This window comes from Sphingomonas sp. OTU376 (assembly GCF_038440415.1).
GTDB classification, from domain to species: Bacteria; Pseudomonadota; Alphaproteobacteria; order Sphingomonadales; family Sphingomonadaceae; genus Sphingomonas; species Sphingomonas kyeonggiensis_A.
The window spans coordinates 1-12,433 of sequence record NZ_JASATQ010000098.1 but is presented as its reverse complement, the minus strand read 5'-3'; the positions used below and the strand labels follow the sequence as shown (position 1 = coordinate 12,433).

Genomic DNA, 12,433 nt, shown 5'->3' with positions numbered 1-12,433 from the left:
ATGGTGCGGGGGGCCAACCGCCCCCCCCGGCACATGCGTTTCGGGAGGGAAGCGGGTGGGGTGACAGAGAGGAATGCTCACAATGAAGTTCATGCTTTTGGCCTCGGCCGCCCTGGCGCTTGGTGGCACCGCCATCGCGCAGGACATGCCGCAGACCGCCCCGCAGACGGCGCCGGCCCCGACTCCGCCGGCACCGCCCGCCCCGCCGGCCGACGCACCGCCGCCGCCCCCCGACGCGCCTGCGGCGCCTGCCGACCCGGCTGCGCCGCCGCCGCCGGCGACCAACCCGCCGCCCGCCGCTCCGGCCGCGCCCGCTGCTCCGGAAACCACCCCGACGCCTCCGGCTCAGCCCGCGCCTCCGGCAGCTCCCCCCGCACCGCCGCCCCCGCCGGCGGCGGATGCAGCCACCGCCGCGGCGCCGGCACCTTCGGACCCGAAGAGCTATCCGCGCTGCTCGAAGACCATCAAGGATCATTGCCGCCAGTCGCGGTGATCTGTTTAGAACCGGCAGGGGCCTGATGCCTCTGCCGGTTCGTCCCTTGGGGAGAATTGGACCCTGGAACAAGTTCAGGGTGACGGAGGGTGGGATCGCGTCGCATCCCTCCGCTAGCGGTTGTTGCGGCTTGTCTCCCCCTCCTCGCCCTGCCTAAGCTCTCCGCAAAGGAGAGACCTGCATGACCATCGACTTCAAGGACCGCGTCGCCATCGTCACCGGCGCCGGCGGCGGGCTGGGCCGTGCCTATGCGCTCGAACTGGCGAAGCGCGGCGCGAAGGTGGTGGTGAACGACCTGGGCGGATCGCGCGACGGCACCGGCCATTCGGACGCGGCATTGAAGGTGGTCGAGGAGATCGAGGCGCTGGGCGGCGAGGCGATGTCGAACGGCGGCAGCGTCACCGACTATGCCCACATGGTCGCGATGGTCGAGGCGGCCAAGGCGAAATGGGGCCGGATCGACATCCTGATCAACAATGCCGGCGTGCTGCGCGACAAGAGCTTCGCCAAGATGGAGCCGGAGGACTTCAAGTTCGTCGTCGACGTCCACCTGATCGGCTCGGCCAACTGCACCAAAGCGGTGTGGGAGACGATGCGCGAGGCGAATTACGGCCGCATCCTGATGACCGCGAGCTCGACCGGGCTGTTCGGCAATTTCGGCCAGGCGAATTACGGCGCGGCCAAGCTCGGCCTCGCCGGGCTGACCAAGACGCTGTACCTGGAGGGCGCGAAATACGGGATCAAGGTCAACACCATCGCCCCGGTGGCCGGCACGCGGATGACCGAGGACCTGTTCCCCGAGGAAGCCTTCAAGGCCTTCGCGCCCGAGAATGTCGCGCCGGCCGCGCTGTTCCTGGTGAGCGAGGATGCGCCGACCAACCAGATCGTCGGCGCCGGCGGCGGAGTGGTCCAGGCCGCCTATGTGACGCTGACCCAGGGTGCCAGGCTGGAAGCGCTGACGCCCGAGGCGGTGCAGGCGCAATGGGCGCAGATCACCGACCGGACGGGCGAGATCGTCCCCGGCTCGGGCAGCGAGCAGACGATGCTGATTTTGAGCCGGTTGCAGAAGGGCTGAGCTTTCCCCTACCTTCGTCATTCCCGCGCAGGCGGGAATCCATTGGCACTGACGCGGCGCTTCTTTCGAGAAGCCAGCCAGAATGGATCCCCGCCTGCGCGGGGATGACGAAATAGAGATGAAGGGCACACCGCCTTACCGTATTGTTTCACTAACACACATATGGTATATCCTCCCCAACAGGAGGAGACTGCCATGTACAGCGAAAGCGATCTGGCCAGTGCCGTGGAAGCGGGGGCGCTTTCCCCCGCAGCCGCCAATGCGCTGCGCAATTACGTCGCCGAGCGCCGGTCGGCGCCCGCGGTGGACGAAGAGCATTTCAAGCTGCTCACCGGGTTCAACGACATCTTCGTGGCGATCGCCGCCGCGCTGATCCTGGTTGCTGCGGCGCGCATTGGCGCGTTCTTCGGCGAGATGCTGATCGGCCCGGGACCGGAGCCGCGGATCATCGGGGGCAACATGATCGGCGGCGGCCTCGCCGTGGCCGCGTCGAGCTGGATGCTCGCCGAGTATTTCACCGCCAAGCGCCGGATGGCACTGCCGTCGATCCTGCTGCTGTTCGGCTTTGTCGGCGGCGTGGGCGCGGCGCTGTCGGGCATCTTCGCCGCGAACCTGCCCTGGATCGAGGAGCAGCTGCACTTGGCCACCGACCTGCAGCGCCAGCAGGTCGGCGCCGGCGTCGCCGCGATCGTCGGCCTGCTGACCGCGCTCGCCACCTGGATACACTGGAAGCGCTTCATGGTGCCGATCACGGTCGCCGCCGGCGGGCTGGTGATCGTCGGCATGGGCGTGGCGATCGTGCTCGCGCTGGTGCCGAACGCGAAGGACTGGGTGAACGAGATGCTGCTCGTCGCCGGCGTCGCGATGTTCTTCTTCGCGATGCGCTGGGACATGACCGACCGCGAGCGCCGCACGCGCCGCTCGGACGTGGCCTTCTGGCTGCATCTCGCCGCGGCGCCGCTGATCGCGCACCCGGTGTTCCACATGCTCGGCGTGTTCGACGGCGAGGTTACCGGCCCGGTCGCCGCGGTGGTGATCGCGCTCTACATCGCCTTCGCCTTCGTCGCGCTGGCGGTGGACCGGCGGGCGCTGCTCGTCTCCAGCCTGATCTATGTGCTGTGGGCGATGTACGCGCTGTTCCAGGCGACCGGTGCGGTCGAGCTGGCGGCGGCGCTGACCGCGCTGGTGATCGGTTCGGCACTGCTGCTGCTCTCGGCCTTCTGGCAGCCGGTGCGCCGCATCGTCGTCGGCCTGCTCGGCGGGCTGGAGGAGCGGCTGCCGCCGACCCAGCTGGTGACCGCCTGAGTTCCCTGGAGGCCCGGGGTTCGCGCCCCGGGCCGATACTCTCGATCAGGATATTGCATGATGCCCTGTCTGACGCTGGCCCTGTTGCTCACCACCCCCGCCCCGCAGGCGGATGCCCCGCTGGTCGAGCTGGTCGGCAAGTTCGTCGAGGCCGAGCGCGCCTATGACCAGGAGAAGATCGCCGACCTGGTGACCCAGGATTATGCCGAGGTCTCGCCGCTGGGCGATGTCGACACGCATGACGAATTCCTGGGCTTCTATGCCGCGGACAAGAAGCGGCCGGTGCCGGTGACCAGGCTGAGCGATCCGCTGGTGCGCGAATATCGCGATGCGGCCTCGATCATCGTGCGGCTGTCGTTCGACCTGCCCGGCGCGCCGGCGCAACCGCCACGGACCGTGTCGATGCGGGCGAGCTTCCTGGCGGTGCGCGCGGGCGGCACCTGGAAGATCGCATCGGCGCACTACACGCCGATCCGTCCGCCGGCGCCGCCTGCCCCGCCGCAGCCGCCTGCGCCCTGACCTTACTTGGGAGGAAGCGCGGTCCCCAGCCCTGCTTCCGACACCACTCCCCTCCCGTGCCCCCCGGCGCGGGAGGGGTTTTTCGTTCAGGGCTGCTCGATCGCGGTGCCGGGACGCGCACTCATCGCGGTGCCGACCGAGGAGAGGACGATCAGGCACACCGCCAGCCACTGCACGCCGCTGAGCACCTCGCCGAGCAGCATCAGCCCCATCAGCGCACCGACCGCGGGCTCGGCGCTGAGCAGCGTGCCGAAGGTGTTGGCCGGGAGCCGGGGCAGCGCGATCATCTCGAGCGCATAGGGGATCGCGCTGGAGACGATGCCGACGAGCAGGCCGAGCATCAGCACCTCGGGCCGGAGCAGCGCGGTGCCGGCGTGGAGGATACCGACGGGTGCGGCGAGGCAGGCGGCGATCAGCATGCCCCCGGCCGCGGCGGCGGGCCCATGCGCGGCGCCGGCATGGCGGCCGGTGAGGATGTACGCTGCCCAGCAGGCACCGGCGACCAGCGCGAGGGCAACGCCGCGCCAGTCGAGATGCGCGGCGCCCTTCCAGATCGGCAGCAGCAACGCCAGGCCGAACACCGCCAGCCCGATCCACAGGAAATCGATCCTGCGCCGCGAGGTGAGCACCGCGACCGCGAGCGGCCCGGTGAACTCGACCGCGATGGCGATGCCGAGCGGGATGTAGGACAGCGCCTTGTAGAAGCTGAGGTTCATCACCCCGAGCACCAGGCCGTAGCCGAGCAGCGAGCGCCAGCCGGCGTCGAGCCGAATCCGCCAGGGCCGGAAGATTGCCGAGAGGATCACCGCCGCGAACATCAGGCGCAGCGCGGTGGCGCCTTCGGGGCCGACCAGCGGGAACAGCTTCTTGGCGAAAGTCGCGCCCATCGTCACCGACAGCAGCGACACGAACAAGGCGGACAGCGCTACAAGATCGATGCGCGGCGAAGCGGGCCGCGGGGCAGCGAAAGCGGACATCGGGACACTCGAAAATGCGGGGTGGTGGCTTCAGGATAGGGATTTGCCGCGATAAGGGCGGTTTATTTTGGCACTTATGCGATAAAGTTTATCGACCTAGGCTCGAAAAATGACGAAGATTGAACCGCTCGATTCGTTCGACCGCAAGCTGCTCGAGCTGCTGCAGGTTGATGTGCAGCAGCCGGTGGCGGCGCTGGCCGAGAAGGTCGGGCTTTCCGCCCCCGCCTGTTACCGCCGCATCCGGCGGCTGCGCGAGACCGGGGTGATCGAGCGCGAGATTGCGGTGGTGCATCCGAAGACTTTGGGCTGGCCGCTGTCGATGATCGTGCTGGTAACGCTGGAACGCGAAACCGCCGACACGGTGAGCGAGATGTTCGAGATCTTCCGCCGCGAGCCCGAAGTGATGGAAGCGTGGAACGTCACCGGCGACCATGACTTCGCGGTGCGGATCATCGCACGTGACATGGAGAGCTATGACGATCTGGTACGCCGGCTCTTCTCCGCCGACGAGCGGGTGCGGACGTTCGAGACTTTGGTGGTGATCCGCGAGACCGGGGGGATGAGCCCGGTGCCGGTGGGATTGGGGGGTAGCTGAGGCCAAGGCGCTCCGAGCCACATCCCTCGTCACCCTGAACTTGTTTCAGGGTCCAACGCGCCTCTAGCGATATCGCCGGTGGAGCGTTGGATGCTGAAACAAGTTCAGCATGACGGAGTCGCCCTATTCCTCCACGAGCTTCATCAGCCGGCGCTCGACCGGGGCGAGCACCGGGCCGAGCTCATGCCCGCGCTTGAGGATCATGCCGCTTTCGTTGACCAGCGCCCACATGCCCTGGCGGTTGCGCAAGGCGGGGCGCTTCTCGATGCGGAATTCGGGGCGCTCGGCGGCGCGGCGGAAAGCGGCGAAGATCGCGGCGTCGAGATCGAACGACATCGCATAGTCGCGCCAATGGCCGGCGGCGACCATGCGGCCATAGAGGTCGAGGATGCGGGTGAGCTCGGGGCGCTCAAAGCCGACCTGGCCGGGGCGTCCAAGGGGGAGCGGGGTTACGGTGCCCATTTACGCGCTGTCGCGCTGCTCCCCTTCGGTACGGCGCTCCGCAAGCACGGCGTCGAGCCGCTTGCGCATCGCCTCCAGCTCGCAGCGCATGATCTCGAGCTTCTGGGTCTGCGGATCGAACAGCTCGCTGCACGGCGTGCCATAGGGCACGAAGCCCTTCTGCCACTTCTCCGCCTCGACCAATGTCGGCTTGGCCGGGATGCCGACCATCACCGCGCCGGGTGCGACATCCTTGGTGACCACGGCATTGGCGCCGATCCGGGCACGCTCGCCCACGGTGATCGGTCCGAGCACCTGCGCGCCCGAACCCAGGATCGCGCCGTCGAGCAAGGTCGGGTGGCGCTTGCCGGCCACGCCATTGTCCGGGCTGGTGCCGCCCAGCGTCACGCACTGGTAGATGGTGACGTCGTCGCCGATCTCCGCGGTCTCGCCGATCACGACAAAGCCGTGATCGATGAAGAAGTTGCGGCCGATCTTCGCGCCCGGATGGATGTCGATCGCGGTCACGAAGCGCGACCAGTGATTGACCACGCGGGCGAGGAAATAGAGGCGATTGCGGAACAATGCGTGCGCGATGCGGTGATAGCCGAGCGCCCACACGCCCGGATAGAGCAGGATTTCCGCGCGCGATCGCGGCGCGGGATCGCGCGCCTTGATCGAATCCAGATACGCCAACAGGCGCTGAAACATGGCCGGTCCCCTTTTATCGGGTGTCCACATAATAGCTAAACCCACGGAATTCCAGAATGGCCCATTCTGCGCTTGGCCGCACTAAAGCCGATGTATCTTGTTGGAACGTTCCGGTGCCGTCATCCATTCCATCCCGGCCCAACCTTCAAGGTGCGAATGATCTTTGGAATCGACCTGAGCCTCCTGCTGCCGTTCATCGCGGTGGGATTCGCCGCCCAGATGGTGGACGGCGCGCTGGGCATGGCCTTTGGCGTGATCTCCAATACCCTGTTGCTGAGCCTGGGGGTGCCGCCTGCGGCGGCCTCTGCCGGCGTGCACACGGTGGAGACCTTCACCACCGCCGTATCGGGCATCAGCCATGCGGTGCACAAGAATGTGAACTGGAAGCTGTTCCTGCGCATCGCCGTGCCCGGGGTGATCGGCGGCGGGCTGGGCGCCTATGTGCTGTCGAACATCGACGCCGGCACCGCCAAGCCCTTCATCCTCGCCTATCTGACCGCGATCGGCTTCTACCTGCTGTGGCGCAGCCGCCATTATCCGCCCAAGGAGAAGTCGCCCAAGATCGTCGAGCCGCTCGGCCTGGCCGGCGGCTTCCTCGACGCGGCGGGCGGCGGCGGCTGGGGGCCGGTGGTGACCAGCAACCTGCTCGTCCAGGGCGCCTCCCCGCGCACGACGATCGGCACGGTCAACACCGCCGAGTTCTTCGTCACCACGACGATCTCGGCGACCTTCATCACCCAGCTCGGCTGGGGCGCCTTCACCCTGGCGACGGTCGGCCTGCTGGTCGGCGGCGTGATCGCGGCGCCGTTCGGCGCGCTGCTCGCCAAGCGGGTGGAGCCCAAGACGCTAATGCTGATGGTCGGCATCGTGCTGACGCTGACCAGCCTGTACAATCTGTACCTGGCGGTGGGGCGGTAGGGTCTTCACTCCCCACCCTGGAAGGGAGGGGTCGGGGGTGGGTCGATGTACGCGATATGGCTGGGTTAAGCCTTAGGCGACAGTATCGCCCGGCTTCCACCCACCCCCAGCCCCTACCTTCCAGGGTGGGGAGCTTGAGACTTTACGCCTTCCTTACGCCCTCCCCCATCTTCCCTCTCGAAGCTTAACGCCGATCCGCCCCACATCCCCGCGCATGTGGGACAGCAGCAGGAACAGCCGCCACGGGCGGATACGGCGCATCGGCGCTCCCGAAACCGGATGGCAGCGGCGCTGGGGCCGGATCGTCGACTGGCTCGGCGCGCGGCGGCCGCTTGACCTGATCCTGGGCTGCATGATCGTGATCACGCTGATCTCGATGATCGCCCGCGCCGTCTGATCGGTTTTCCAGAAATCCAGCCGATCAATCGATGCCGCTTGATCGATTAAAGCGATCACCCCGAACGGGCTTTCCAATTTCACATTGCAGTGCAGCGGCCCTATCTCGCCATTGCAACAACAACCCCCGTTCTGGAGGAATACCAAGCAATGGCTCTCATCGGCAGCACCATCAAGCCGTTCACCGCGCAGGCCTATAAGGAAGGCAAGTTCGTCCAGGTCACCGACGCGGACACGAAGGGCAAGTGGGCGGTGTTCTTCTTCTACCCGGCGGACTTCACCTTCGTGTGCCCGACCGAGCTCGAGGACCTGGCGGACATCTATCCGCAGCTCCAGAAGATGGGCGTCGAAGTCTATTCGGTCTCGACCGACACGCACTTCAGCCACAAGGCCTGGCACGACACCTCGCCGGCGATCGGCAAGATCAACTATTACATGCTCGGCGACCAGAACCACGTGCTGTCGACCAACTTCGACGTGCTCCGTGAGGGCCAGGGCCTGGCCGATCGCGGCACCTTCGTCGTCGATCCGGAAGGCGTGATCCAGCTGGTCGAGATCACCAGCGAGGGCGTCGGCCGCAACGCGGCCGAGCTGCTCCGCAAGATCAAGGCTGCGCAGTACATCGCCGCGCATCCGGGCGAAGTCTGCCCCGCCAAGTGGGAAGAGGGTGCCGAGACGCTGGCTCCGTCGCTCGACCTGGTCGGCAAGATCTGATCCCCCAGGCGCCCGTTAGCCCCCTTGCGGGCGCCCATGCGGCCCGGGACGGCAATCAACTTCTGTCCCGGGCCGTTTTGTATCTGAATTAGTGGAGTTTCTGCCATGCTCGACGCAAACCTGACCCAGCAGCTCAAGGGCTATCTCGCGAACATCCGGGAGCCGATCGAGCTGGTCGCCAGCCTCGGTGACGATGCCAAGTCGCGCGAGCTGGAGGAGCTGCTCAATGAAATCGCCGCACTTTCGGACAAGGTCTCGGTCGTCCGCACCGATGACGATAGCCGCAAGCCGAGCTTCCTGATCCACCGCACCGGCACCGATATCGGCGTGCGCTTCGCGGGCCTGCCGATGGGGCATGAGTTCACCTCGCTGGTGCTCGCTTTGCTCCAGGTCGGCGGCCATCCGAGCAAGGCGGCGCAGGAGCTGATCGAGCAGGTGAAGAACCTGGACGGCGACTATGTCTTCGAGACCTATTTCTCGCTGACCTGCCAGAACTGCCCGGACGTGGTGCAGGCGCTGAACCTGATGGCGGTGCTCAACCCGCGCATCCGCCATACCTCGATCGACGGCGGGCTGTTCCCGGCCGAAGTCGAAGAGCGCAAGGTGATGGCGGTGCCGACCGTATTCCTGAACGGCGAGCCCTTCGCCAGCGGCCGCATGGAGCTGGAGCAGATCGTCGCCAAGATCGACAGCGGCGCCGAGAAGCGCACTGCCGCCAAGATCGCTGGCAAGGATCCGTTCGAAGTCCTGGTGGTGGGCGGTGGCCCGGCCGGTGCTGCAGCTGCGATCTATTCGGCGCGCAAGGGCATCCGCACCGGCATCGCCGCGGAGCGCTTCGGCGGCCAGGTGCTCGACACGATGAGCATCGAGAACTTCATCTCGGTGAGCCACACCGAAGGCCCGAAGCTCGCCGCGCATCTGGAGCAGCACGTCAAGGAATATGACGTCGACATCATGAACCACCAGCGCGCTGCGAAGCTGGTGCCGGCCCGGCATGAGGGCGGGCTGCATGAGGTCGTGTTGGAGAATGGCGCGAGACTGAAGGCGCGCACCGTGATCCTTTCCACCGGCGCCCGCTGGCGGACGATGGGCGTGCCCGGCGAGGAGGAATATCGCAACAAGGGCGTGACCTATTGCCCGCACTGCGACGGCCCGCTGTTCAAGGGCAAGCGCGTGGCGGTGATCGGCGGCGGCAATTCCGGCGTCGAGGCCGCGATCGACCTGGCCGGCCTCGTCGCGCACGTCACGCTGATCGAATATGACAGCCAGCTGCGCGCCGACGCGGTGCTCCAGCGCAAGCTGGGCAGCCTGCCCAACGTCAAGGTCATCACCTCGGCGCTGACCACCCAGGTGGACGGCGATGGCGAGAAGCTGACCAGCCTGACCTACAAGGACCGCAACCACGGCACCGTGCATCAGGTCGAGCTTGAAGGCATCTTCGTGCAGATCGGCCTGGTGCCGAACACCGAGTGGCTGAAGGACGCGATCGCGCTGTCCAACCGCGGCGAGATCGAGATCGATGCGCGCGGCGAGACCAGCCAGCCGGGCATCTTCGCGGCGGGCGACTGCACCACGGTGCCGTACAAGCAGATCGTGATCGCGATGGGCGCAGGCTCGACCGCGGCACTCTCGGCATTCGACTATATGATCCGCCTGCCGGACGAGCTCAGCGAGGCGGCGTAACCTCTAAATCCTCCCCGAGCTTGTCTCGGGGAGGGGGACCAGCCGCAGGCTGGTGGAGGGGCGGCGAAGCCGGCGGTGTGCCACCGCCGCCCCTCCACCCCTCGCTTCGCGAGCGGTCCCCCTCCCCCAGCAAGCTGGGGGAGGATTTGTTTTATCGCCTGGCTCACTATATGCCCGCCATACAATCGACACAGGCGATCAATGGCGCAGACCACCTACCTCCCCACGCTCAAGCAGCTCCAGTATCTCGTCGCATTGAAGGACCATGGCCATTTCGGCCGGGCGGCGGAGAGCTGCTACGTTACCCAGTCGACACTGTCGGCGGGCATCCGCGAGCTGGAGACGCTGATCGGCGTGGTGCTGGTCGAGCGGACGCGGCGGGTGGTGCGGTTCACGCCGCTGGGCGAGCGCATCGTCGACAAGGCGCGGCGCGTGCTGCGCGAGGCGGACGAGCTGGGCGACCTGGCCCGGGCCGCCGGACGGCCGCTCTCCGGCGAGATGCGAATGAGCGTGATCCCGACGATCGCGCCCTTCCTGTTGCCGCGCATCCTGCCCAAGCTGCGCAGGGACTATCCCGACCTGAAGCTCTATCTGCGCGAGGAAACCAGCGGCCAGGCCTGTGAAGGGCTGCATCATGGCCGTACCGACTGCGTGCTGCTCGCTTTGCCCTATGCGTGCGGCGATGTGGAAACGGCGCCGCTGTTCGACGACCGGCTGTTCGTCGCCTATCGCGAAGGCGAGATGGATCCGAGCGCCTCGATCCGCCCGGCCGAGATCGACGAGACGCGGCTGCTGATGCTCGAGGACGGGCATTGCCTGAAGGAACATGCGCTCGCCGCCTGCAACCGGCCGGAGATGCGCGCCGAGGCGACGATGATGGGCACCTCGCTGCACACCATGGTGCAGATGGTCGACAATGGCCTTGGCGTGACGATGCTGCCCGAGATGGCGGTGGATTCGGGCATCCTCGACCACACCCAGGTGGCGGCGCGGCCGCTGGAGGCGGACAATGCCTCGCGGCGGATCGCCCTGGTGTGGCGCAAGGCTTCGCCGAGGGAACGGGACTTCCGGCTACTGGCGGACGTGCTGGCGGAGGCTAGGCCTTAGTTCTGCCCTGCCGGTCACGAGCGATACGGCATAGAAACCCTGGGCCCCGGCTTTCGCCGGGGATAGGTTAGTTTCGAGCGTCTACCACTTGGCCGCAGCCGCCTCGTCGCTTGCCCGCGCTTCGACCCAGCTCGCATCCTCCCCCCGCCATTCCCGCTTCCAGAAGGGGGCGTCGGTCTTGAGCCGGTCGATCAGGTATGCGCAGGCCTCCAGCGCCTCGCGGCGATGCGCGGCGGCGGTGCCGATGAAGACGATACGCTCGCCCACCGTCATCCGGCCGACGCGGTGGAGGATCGTCACGCCGAGCAGGTTCCAGCGGTCCATCGCCGCCTCGGCCAGGGTGCAGAGCGCGTCCTCGGTCATGCCGGGATAGTGTTCGAGTTCGAGCGCGGTGATGCCGTCGCCGCCGCGGACCACACCGGTGAAGCTCGCCACTCCGCCCGCGCCGCGCTCCTCGAGCGCCGCCAGCTCCAGTGCCAGCTCGATCGGCGCGGGATCGATCGAGACGCGGATCATCCGCCGGTCACCGGGGGGAAGAGCGCGACTTCCTTCGCCCCGTTCAGCGGCGTGGCCAGCGGCACGAAGCGCTGGTCGATCGCGGCACGCAGCCTGGCCGGATCGGCAAAGGCAGCGGCGTGGCCGGGGCTGCGCGTGGCCAGCCAGCCGACCAGATCGGCAACCGTCTCCACCGCCTCGGGCGGGTCGACCTGCTCCTGCCCCACCCCCACGGCCTCGCGGACCCAGGCGAAGTAGAGCAGCTCCATCACGTGTCCATGTGCCGCAGGCCGACGCGCAGATAATCCCAGCCGGTGATCAGGGTGAGCGCGGCGGAGACCCAGAAGGCCGCCAGCGCCGCCTGCCACAGCCACGCATAGGGCAAGGCGCCGACCAGAATCAGCCCGCCGAGCGAGACCAGCTGCAGCGTCGTCTTCCACTTGGCGAGCCGCGATACGGGAAGCGAAACCTGGATGCCGCCCAGGAACTCGCGCAGGCCGGAAACGGCGATCTCGCGCACCAGGATCACCAGCGCGGGGATCAGGTGCAGGTCGGTGATCACTCCGCGGCCGGCGAGGATCAGCAGCACCGCGGCGACCATGATCTTGTCGGCGATCGGATCGAGGAACACGCCGAGCTTCGACACCGTGCCCTGGGCGCGGGCGAGATAGCCGTCGAAATAATCGGTGACGCCCATCAGGCAGTAGATCGCGAAGGCGATGCCGTAACCCAGCCGCCATTCCGGCCACCAGAGAAACGCCGCGAGCAGCGGCACCGTGATGATACGCGAGAGCGTAAGGATATTGGGCAGCGTCAGCATTTGGCAGGCTCTACCACCGCACTTACCCTTCCGTCATCCCCGCGGAAGCCAGTACCATCGACAGGCAAAGCCGTTCCCCGGCGAAAGCCGGGCCCCAGGGTAACAGAGCGACACGGTAGAGAAACCCTGGGCCCCCCGGGGGGGGGGGGGGGGGCCGGAGGGGGGGGGCGGGGGGGCGCAATAA

At 67.2% G+C, this 12,433-nt stretch carries 16 protein-coding genes; 10 read left to right on the top strand and 6 right to left on the bottom strand.

Annotated elements, in window-relative coordinates; all coding sequences use genetic code 11:
- Positions 1 to 82 precede the first annotated feature (82 nt).
- From AAHM44_RS23460 to AAHM44_RS23445, 4 genes are all read left to right on the top strand, one after another.
- Positions 83 to 493 carry a Fe-S oxidoreductase gene (locus tag AAHM44_RS23460; RefSeq protein ID WP_342251503.1) on the top strand — a complete coding sequence of 137 codons (411 nt, stop codon included), beginning with the start codon at positions 83 to 85 and terminating at the stop codon, positions 491 to 493.
- A 181-nt stretch (positions 494 to 674) separates the two neighbouring features.
- A complete protein-coding gene (locus AAHM44_RS23455; RefSeq protein ID WP_269574531.1) occupies positions 675 to 1,568 on the top strand; it encodes an SDR family NAD(P)-dependent oxidoreductase in 894 nt (297 codons plus the stop codon).
- Between the two features lie 195 nt (positions 1,569 to 1,763).
- Positions 1,764 to 2,873, top strand: coding sequence for a hypothetical protein (locus AAHM44_RS23450; protein WP_342251502.1), 1,110 nt, complete (start codon positions 1,764 to 1,766; stop codon positions 2,871 to 2,873).
- Positions 2,874 to 2,930: 57 nt separating this feature from the next.
- Positions 2,931 to 3,392 (top strand): nuclear transport factor 2 family protein, encoded by a 462-nt coding sequence (locus AAHM44_RS23445; protein ID WP_342251501.1) that lies wholly within the window; start codon positions 2,931 to 2,933, stop codon positions 3,390 to 3,392.
- An 86-nt stretch (positions 3,393 to 3,478) separates the two neighbouring features.
- On the opposite strand, the gene AAHM44_RS23440 is transcribed toward AAHM44_RS23445, so the two are convergent.
- Positions 3,479 to 4,369 (bottom strand): EamA family transporter, encoded by an 891-nt coding sequence (locus AAHM44_RS23440; protein ID WP_269574528.1) that lies wholly within the window; start codon positions 4,367 to 4,369, stop codon positions 3,479 to 3,481.
- Between the two features lie 109 nt (positions 4,370 to 4,478).
- Between AAHM44_RS23440 and AAHM44_RS23435 the strand changes: the two genes are divergently transcribed.
- The gene (locus tag AAHM44_RS23435; protein WP_269574527.1) at positions 4,479 to 4,964 is read left to right on the top strand and encodes an Lrp/AsnC family transcriptional regulator; all 486 of its coding nucleotides are present in this window, start codon (positions 4,479 to 4,481) and stop codon (positions 4,962 to 4,964) included.
- 123 nt (positions 4,965 to 5,087) lie between these two features.
- Here AAHM44_RS23435 and AAHM44_RS23430 read toward each other — a convergent pair whose 3' ends face one another.
- Complete coding sequence (locus tag AAHM44_RS23430; protein ID WP_342251500.1) at positions 5,088 to 5,426, bottom strand: DUF2794 domain-containing protein; 339 nt, start codon at positions 5,424 to 5,426, stop codon at positions 5,088 to 5,090.
- A complete protein-coding gene (gene epsC, locus AAHM44_RS23425; protein ID WP_184169383.1) occupies positions 5,427 to 6,116 on the bottom strand; it encodes a serine O-acetyltransferase EpsC in 690 nt (229 codons plus the stop codon). It abuts the gene before it with no gap.
- 156 nt (positions 6,117 to 6,272) lie between these two features.
- Here epsC and AAHM44_RS23420 point away from each other — a divergent pair, with 156 nt between their 5' ends.
- The 5 genes from AAHM44_RS23420 (at position 6,273) to AAHM44_RS23400 (ending at position 10,934) form a co-directional block, all read left to right on the top strand.
- The gene (locus tag AAHM44_RS23420; protein WP_269574524.1) at positions 6,273 to 7,034 is read left to right on the top strand and encodes a sulfite exporter TauE/SafE family protein; all 762 of its coding nucleotides are present in this window, start codon (positions 6,273 to 6,275) and stop codon (positions 7,032 to 7,034) included.
- Positions 7,035 to 7,248: 214 nt separating this feature from the next.
- The gene (locus AAHM44_RS23415; protein WP_269574523.1) at positions 7,249 to 7,431 is read left to right on the top strand and encodes a hypothetical protein; all 183 of its coding nucleotides are present in this window, start codon (positions 7,249 to 7,251) and stop codon (positions 7,429 to 7,431) included.
- A gap of 149 nt (positions 7,432 to 7,580) precedes the next feature.
- On the top strand, positions 7,581 to 8,144 hold the full coding sequence (gene ahpC / locus AAHM44_RS23410; RefSeq protein ID WP_184169391.1) for an alkyl hydroperoxide reductase subunit C: 564 nt from the start codon (positions 7,581 to 7,583) through the stop codon (positions 8,142 to 8,144).
- 105 nt (positions 8,145 to 8,249) lie between these two features.
- Positions 8,250 to 9,827 carry an alkyl hydroperoxide reductase subunit F gene (ahpF, locus tag AAHM44_RS23405; RefSeq protein ID WP_342251499.1) on the top strand — a complete coding sequence of 526 codons (1,578 nt, stop codon included), beginning with the start codon at positions 8,250 to 8,252 and terminating at the stop codon, positions 9,825 to 9,827.
- Positions 9,828 to 10,028: 201 nt separating this feature from the next.
- On the top strand, positions 10,029 to 10,934 hold the full coding sequence (locus tag AAHM44_RS23400) for a hydrogen peroxide-inducible genes activator (protein ID WP_184169395.1): 906 nt from the start codon (positions 10,029 to 10,031) through the stop codon (positions 10,932 to 10,934).
- Positions 10,935 to 11,015: 81 nt separating this feature from the next.
- Here the strand turns inward: AAHM44_RS23400 and AAHM44_RS23395 are convergent, their stop codons facing one another.
- From AAHM44_RS23395 to pgsA, 3 genes are read right to left on the bottom strand one after another with little or no spacing between them, the layout of a single operon-like run.
- Entirely contained in the window at positions 11,016 to 11,450 is a 435-nt protein-coding gene (locus AAHM44_RS23395; protein WP_269574520.1) for a molybdenum cofactor biosynthesis protein MoaE, read from the bottom strand.
- Positions 11,447 to 11,698, bottom strand: a complete 252-nt coding sequence (gene moaD, locus AAHM44_RS23390; protein ID WP_342251498.1) for a molybdopterin converting factor subunit 1 — start codon at positions 11,696 to 11,698, stop codon at positions 11,447 to 11,449. Before moaD ends, AAHM44_RS23395 begins: the two co-directional genes overlap by 4 nt.
- Positions 11,698 to 12,249 carry a CDP-diacylglycerol--glycerol-3-phosphate 3-phosphatidyltransferase gene (gene pgsA / locus AAHM44_RS23385; protein ID WP_184169400.1) on the bottom strand — a complete coding sequence of 184 codons (552 nt, stop codon included), beginning with the start codon at positions 12,247 to 12,249 and terminating at the stop codon, positions 11,698 to 11,700. The genes moaD and pgsA overlap by 1 nt, the downstream gene beginning before the upstream one ends.
- Positions 12,250 to 12,433 lie beyond the last annotated feature (184 nt).

What these genes read in the sequence shown, in the direction of transcription:
- epsC (WP_184169383.1), bottom strand. Translation starts at nt 6,116, where the DNA reads ATGTTTCAGCGCCTGTTGGCGTATCTGGATTCGATCAAGGCGCGCGAT.
- ahpF (WP_342251499.1), top strand. Translation starts at nt 8,250, where the DNA reads ATGCTCGACGCAAACCTGACCCAGCAGCTCAAGGGCTATCTCGCGAAC.
- AAHM44_RS23400 (WP_184169395.1), top strand. Translation starts at nt 10,029, where the DNA reads ATGGCGCAGACCACCTACCTCCCCACGCTCAAGCAGCTCCAGTATCTC.
- AAHM44_RS23435 (WP_269574527.1), top strand. Translation starts at nt 4,479, where the DNA reads ATGACGAAGATTGAACCGCTCGATTCGTTCGACCGCAAGCTGCTCGAG.
- AAHM44_RS23395 (WP_269574520.1), bottom strand. Translation starts at nt 11,450, where the DNA reads ATGATCCGCGTCTCGATCGATCCCGCGCCGATCGAGCTGGCACTGGAG.
- AAHM44_RS23455 (WP_269574531.1), top strand. Translation starts at nt 675, where the DNA reads ATGACCATCGACTTCAAGGACCGCGTCGCCATCGTCACCGGCGCCGGC.
- AAHM44_RS23450 (WP_342251502.1), top strand. Translation starts at nt 1,764, where the DNA reads ATGTACAGCGAAAGCGATCTGGCCAGTGCCGTGGAAGCGGGGGCGCTT.
- pgsA (WP_184169400.1), bottom strand. Translation starts at nt 12,249, where the DNA reads ATGCTGACGCTGCCCAATATCCTTACGCTCTCGCGTATCATCACGGTG.
- moaD (WP_342251498.1), bottom strand. Translation starts at nt 11,698, where the DNA reads ATGGAGCTGCTCTACTTCGCCTGGGTCCGCGAGGCCGTGGGGGTGGGG.
- AAHM44_RS23460 (WP_342251503.1), top strand. Translation starts at nt 83, where the DNA reads ATGAAGTTCATGCTTTTGGCCTCGGCCGCCCTGGCGCTTGGTGGCACC.
- AAHM44_RS23445 (WP_342251501.1), top strand. Translation starts at nt 2,931, where the DNA reads ATGATGCCCTGTCTGACGCTGGCCCTGTTGCTCACCACCCCCGCCCCG.
- AAHM44_RS23430 (WP_342251500.1), bottom strand. Translation starts at nt 5,426, where the DNA reads ATGGGCACCGTAACCCCGCTCCCCCTTGGACGCCCCGGCCAGGTCGGC.
- AAHM44_RS23420 (WP_269574524.1), top strand. Translation starts at nt 6,273, where the DNA reads ATGATCTTTGGAATCGACCTGAGCCTCCTGCTGCCGTTCATCGCGGTG.
- ahpC (WP_184169391.1), top strand. Translation starts at nt 7,581, where the DNA reads ATGGCTCTCATCGGCAGCACCATCAAGCCGTTCACCGCGCAGGCCTAT.
- AAHM44_RS23415 (WP_269574523.1), top strand. Translation starts at nt 7,249, where the DNA reads ATGTGGGACAGCAGCAGGAACAGCCGCCACGGGCGGATACGGCGCATC.
- AAHM44_RS23440 (WP_269574528.1), bottom strand. Translation starts at nt 4,369, where the DNA reads ATGTCCGCTTTCGCTGCCCCGCGGCCCGCTTCGCCGCGCATCGATCTT.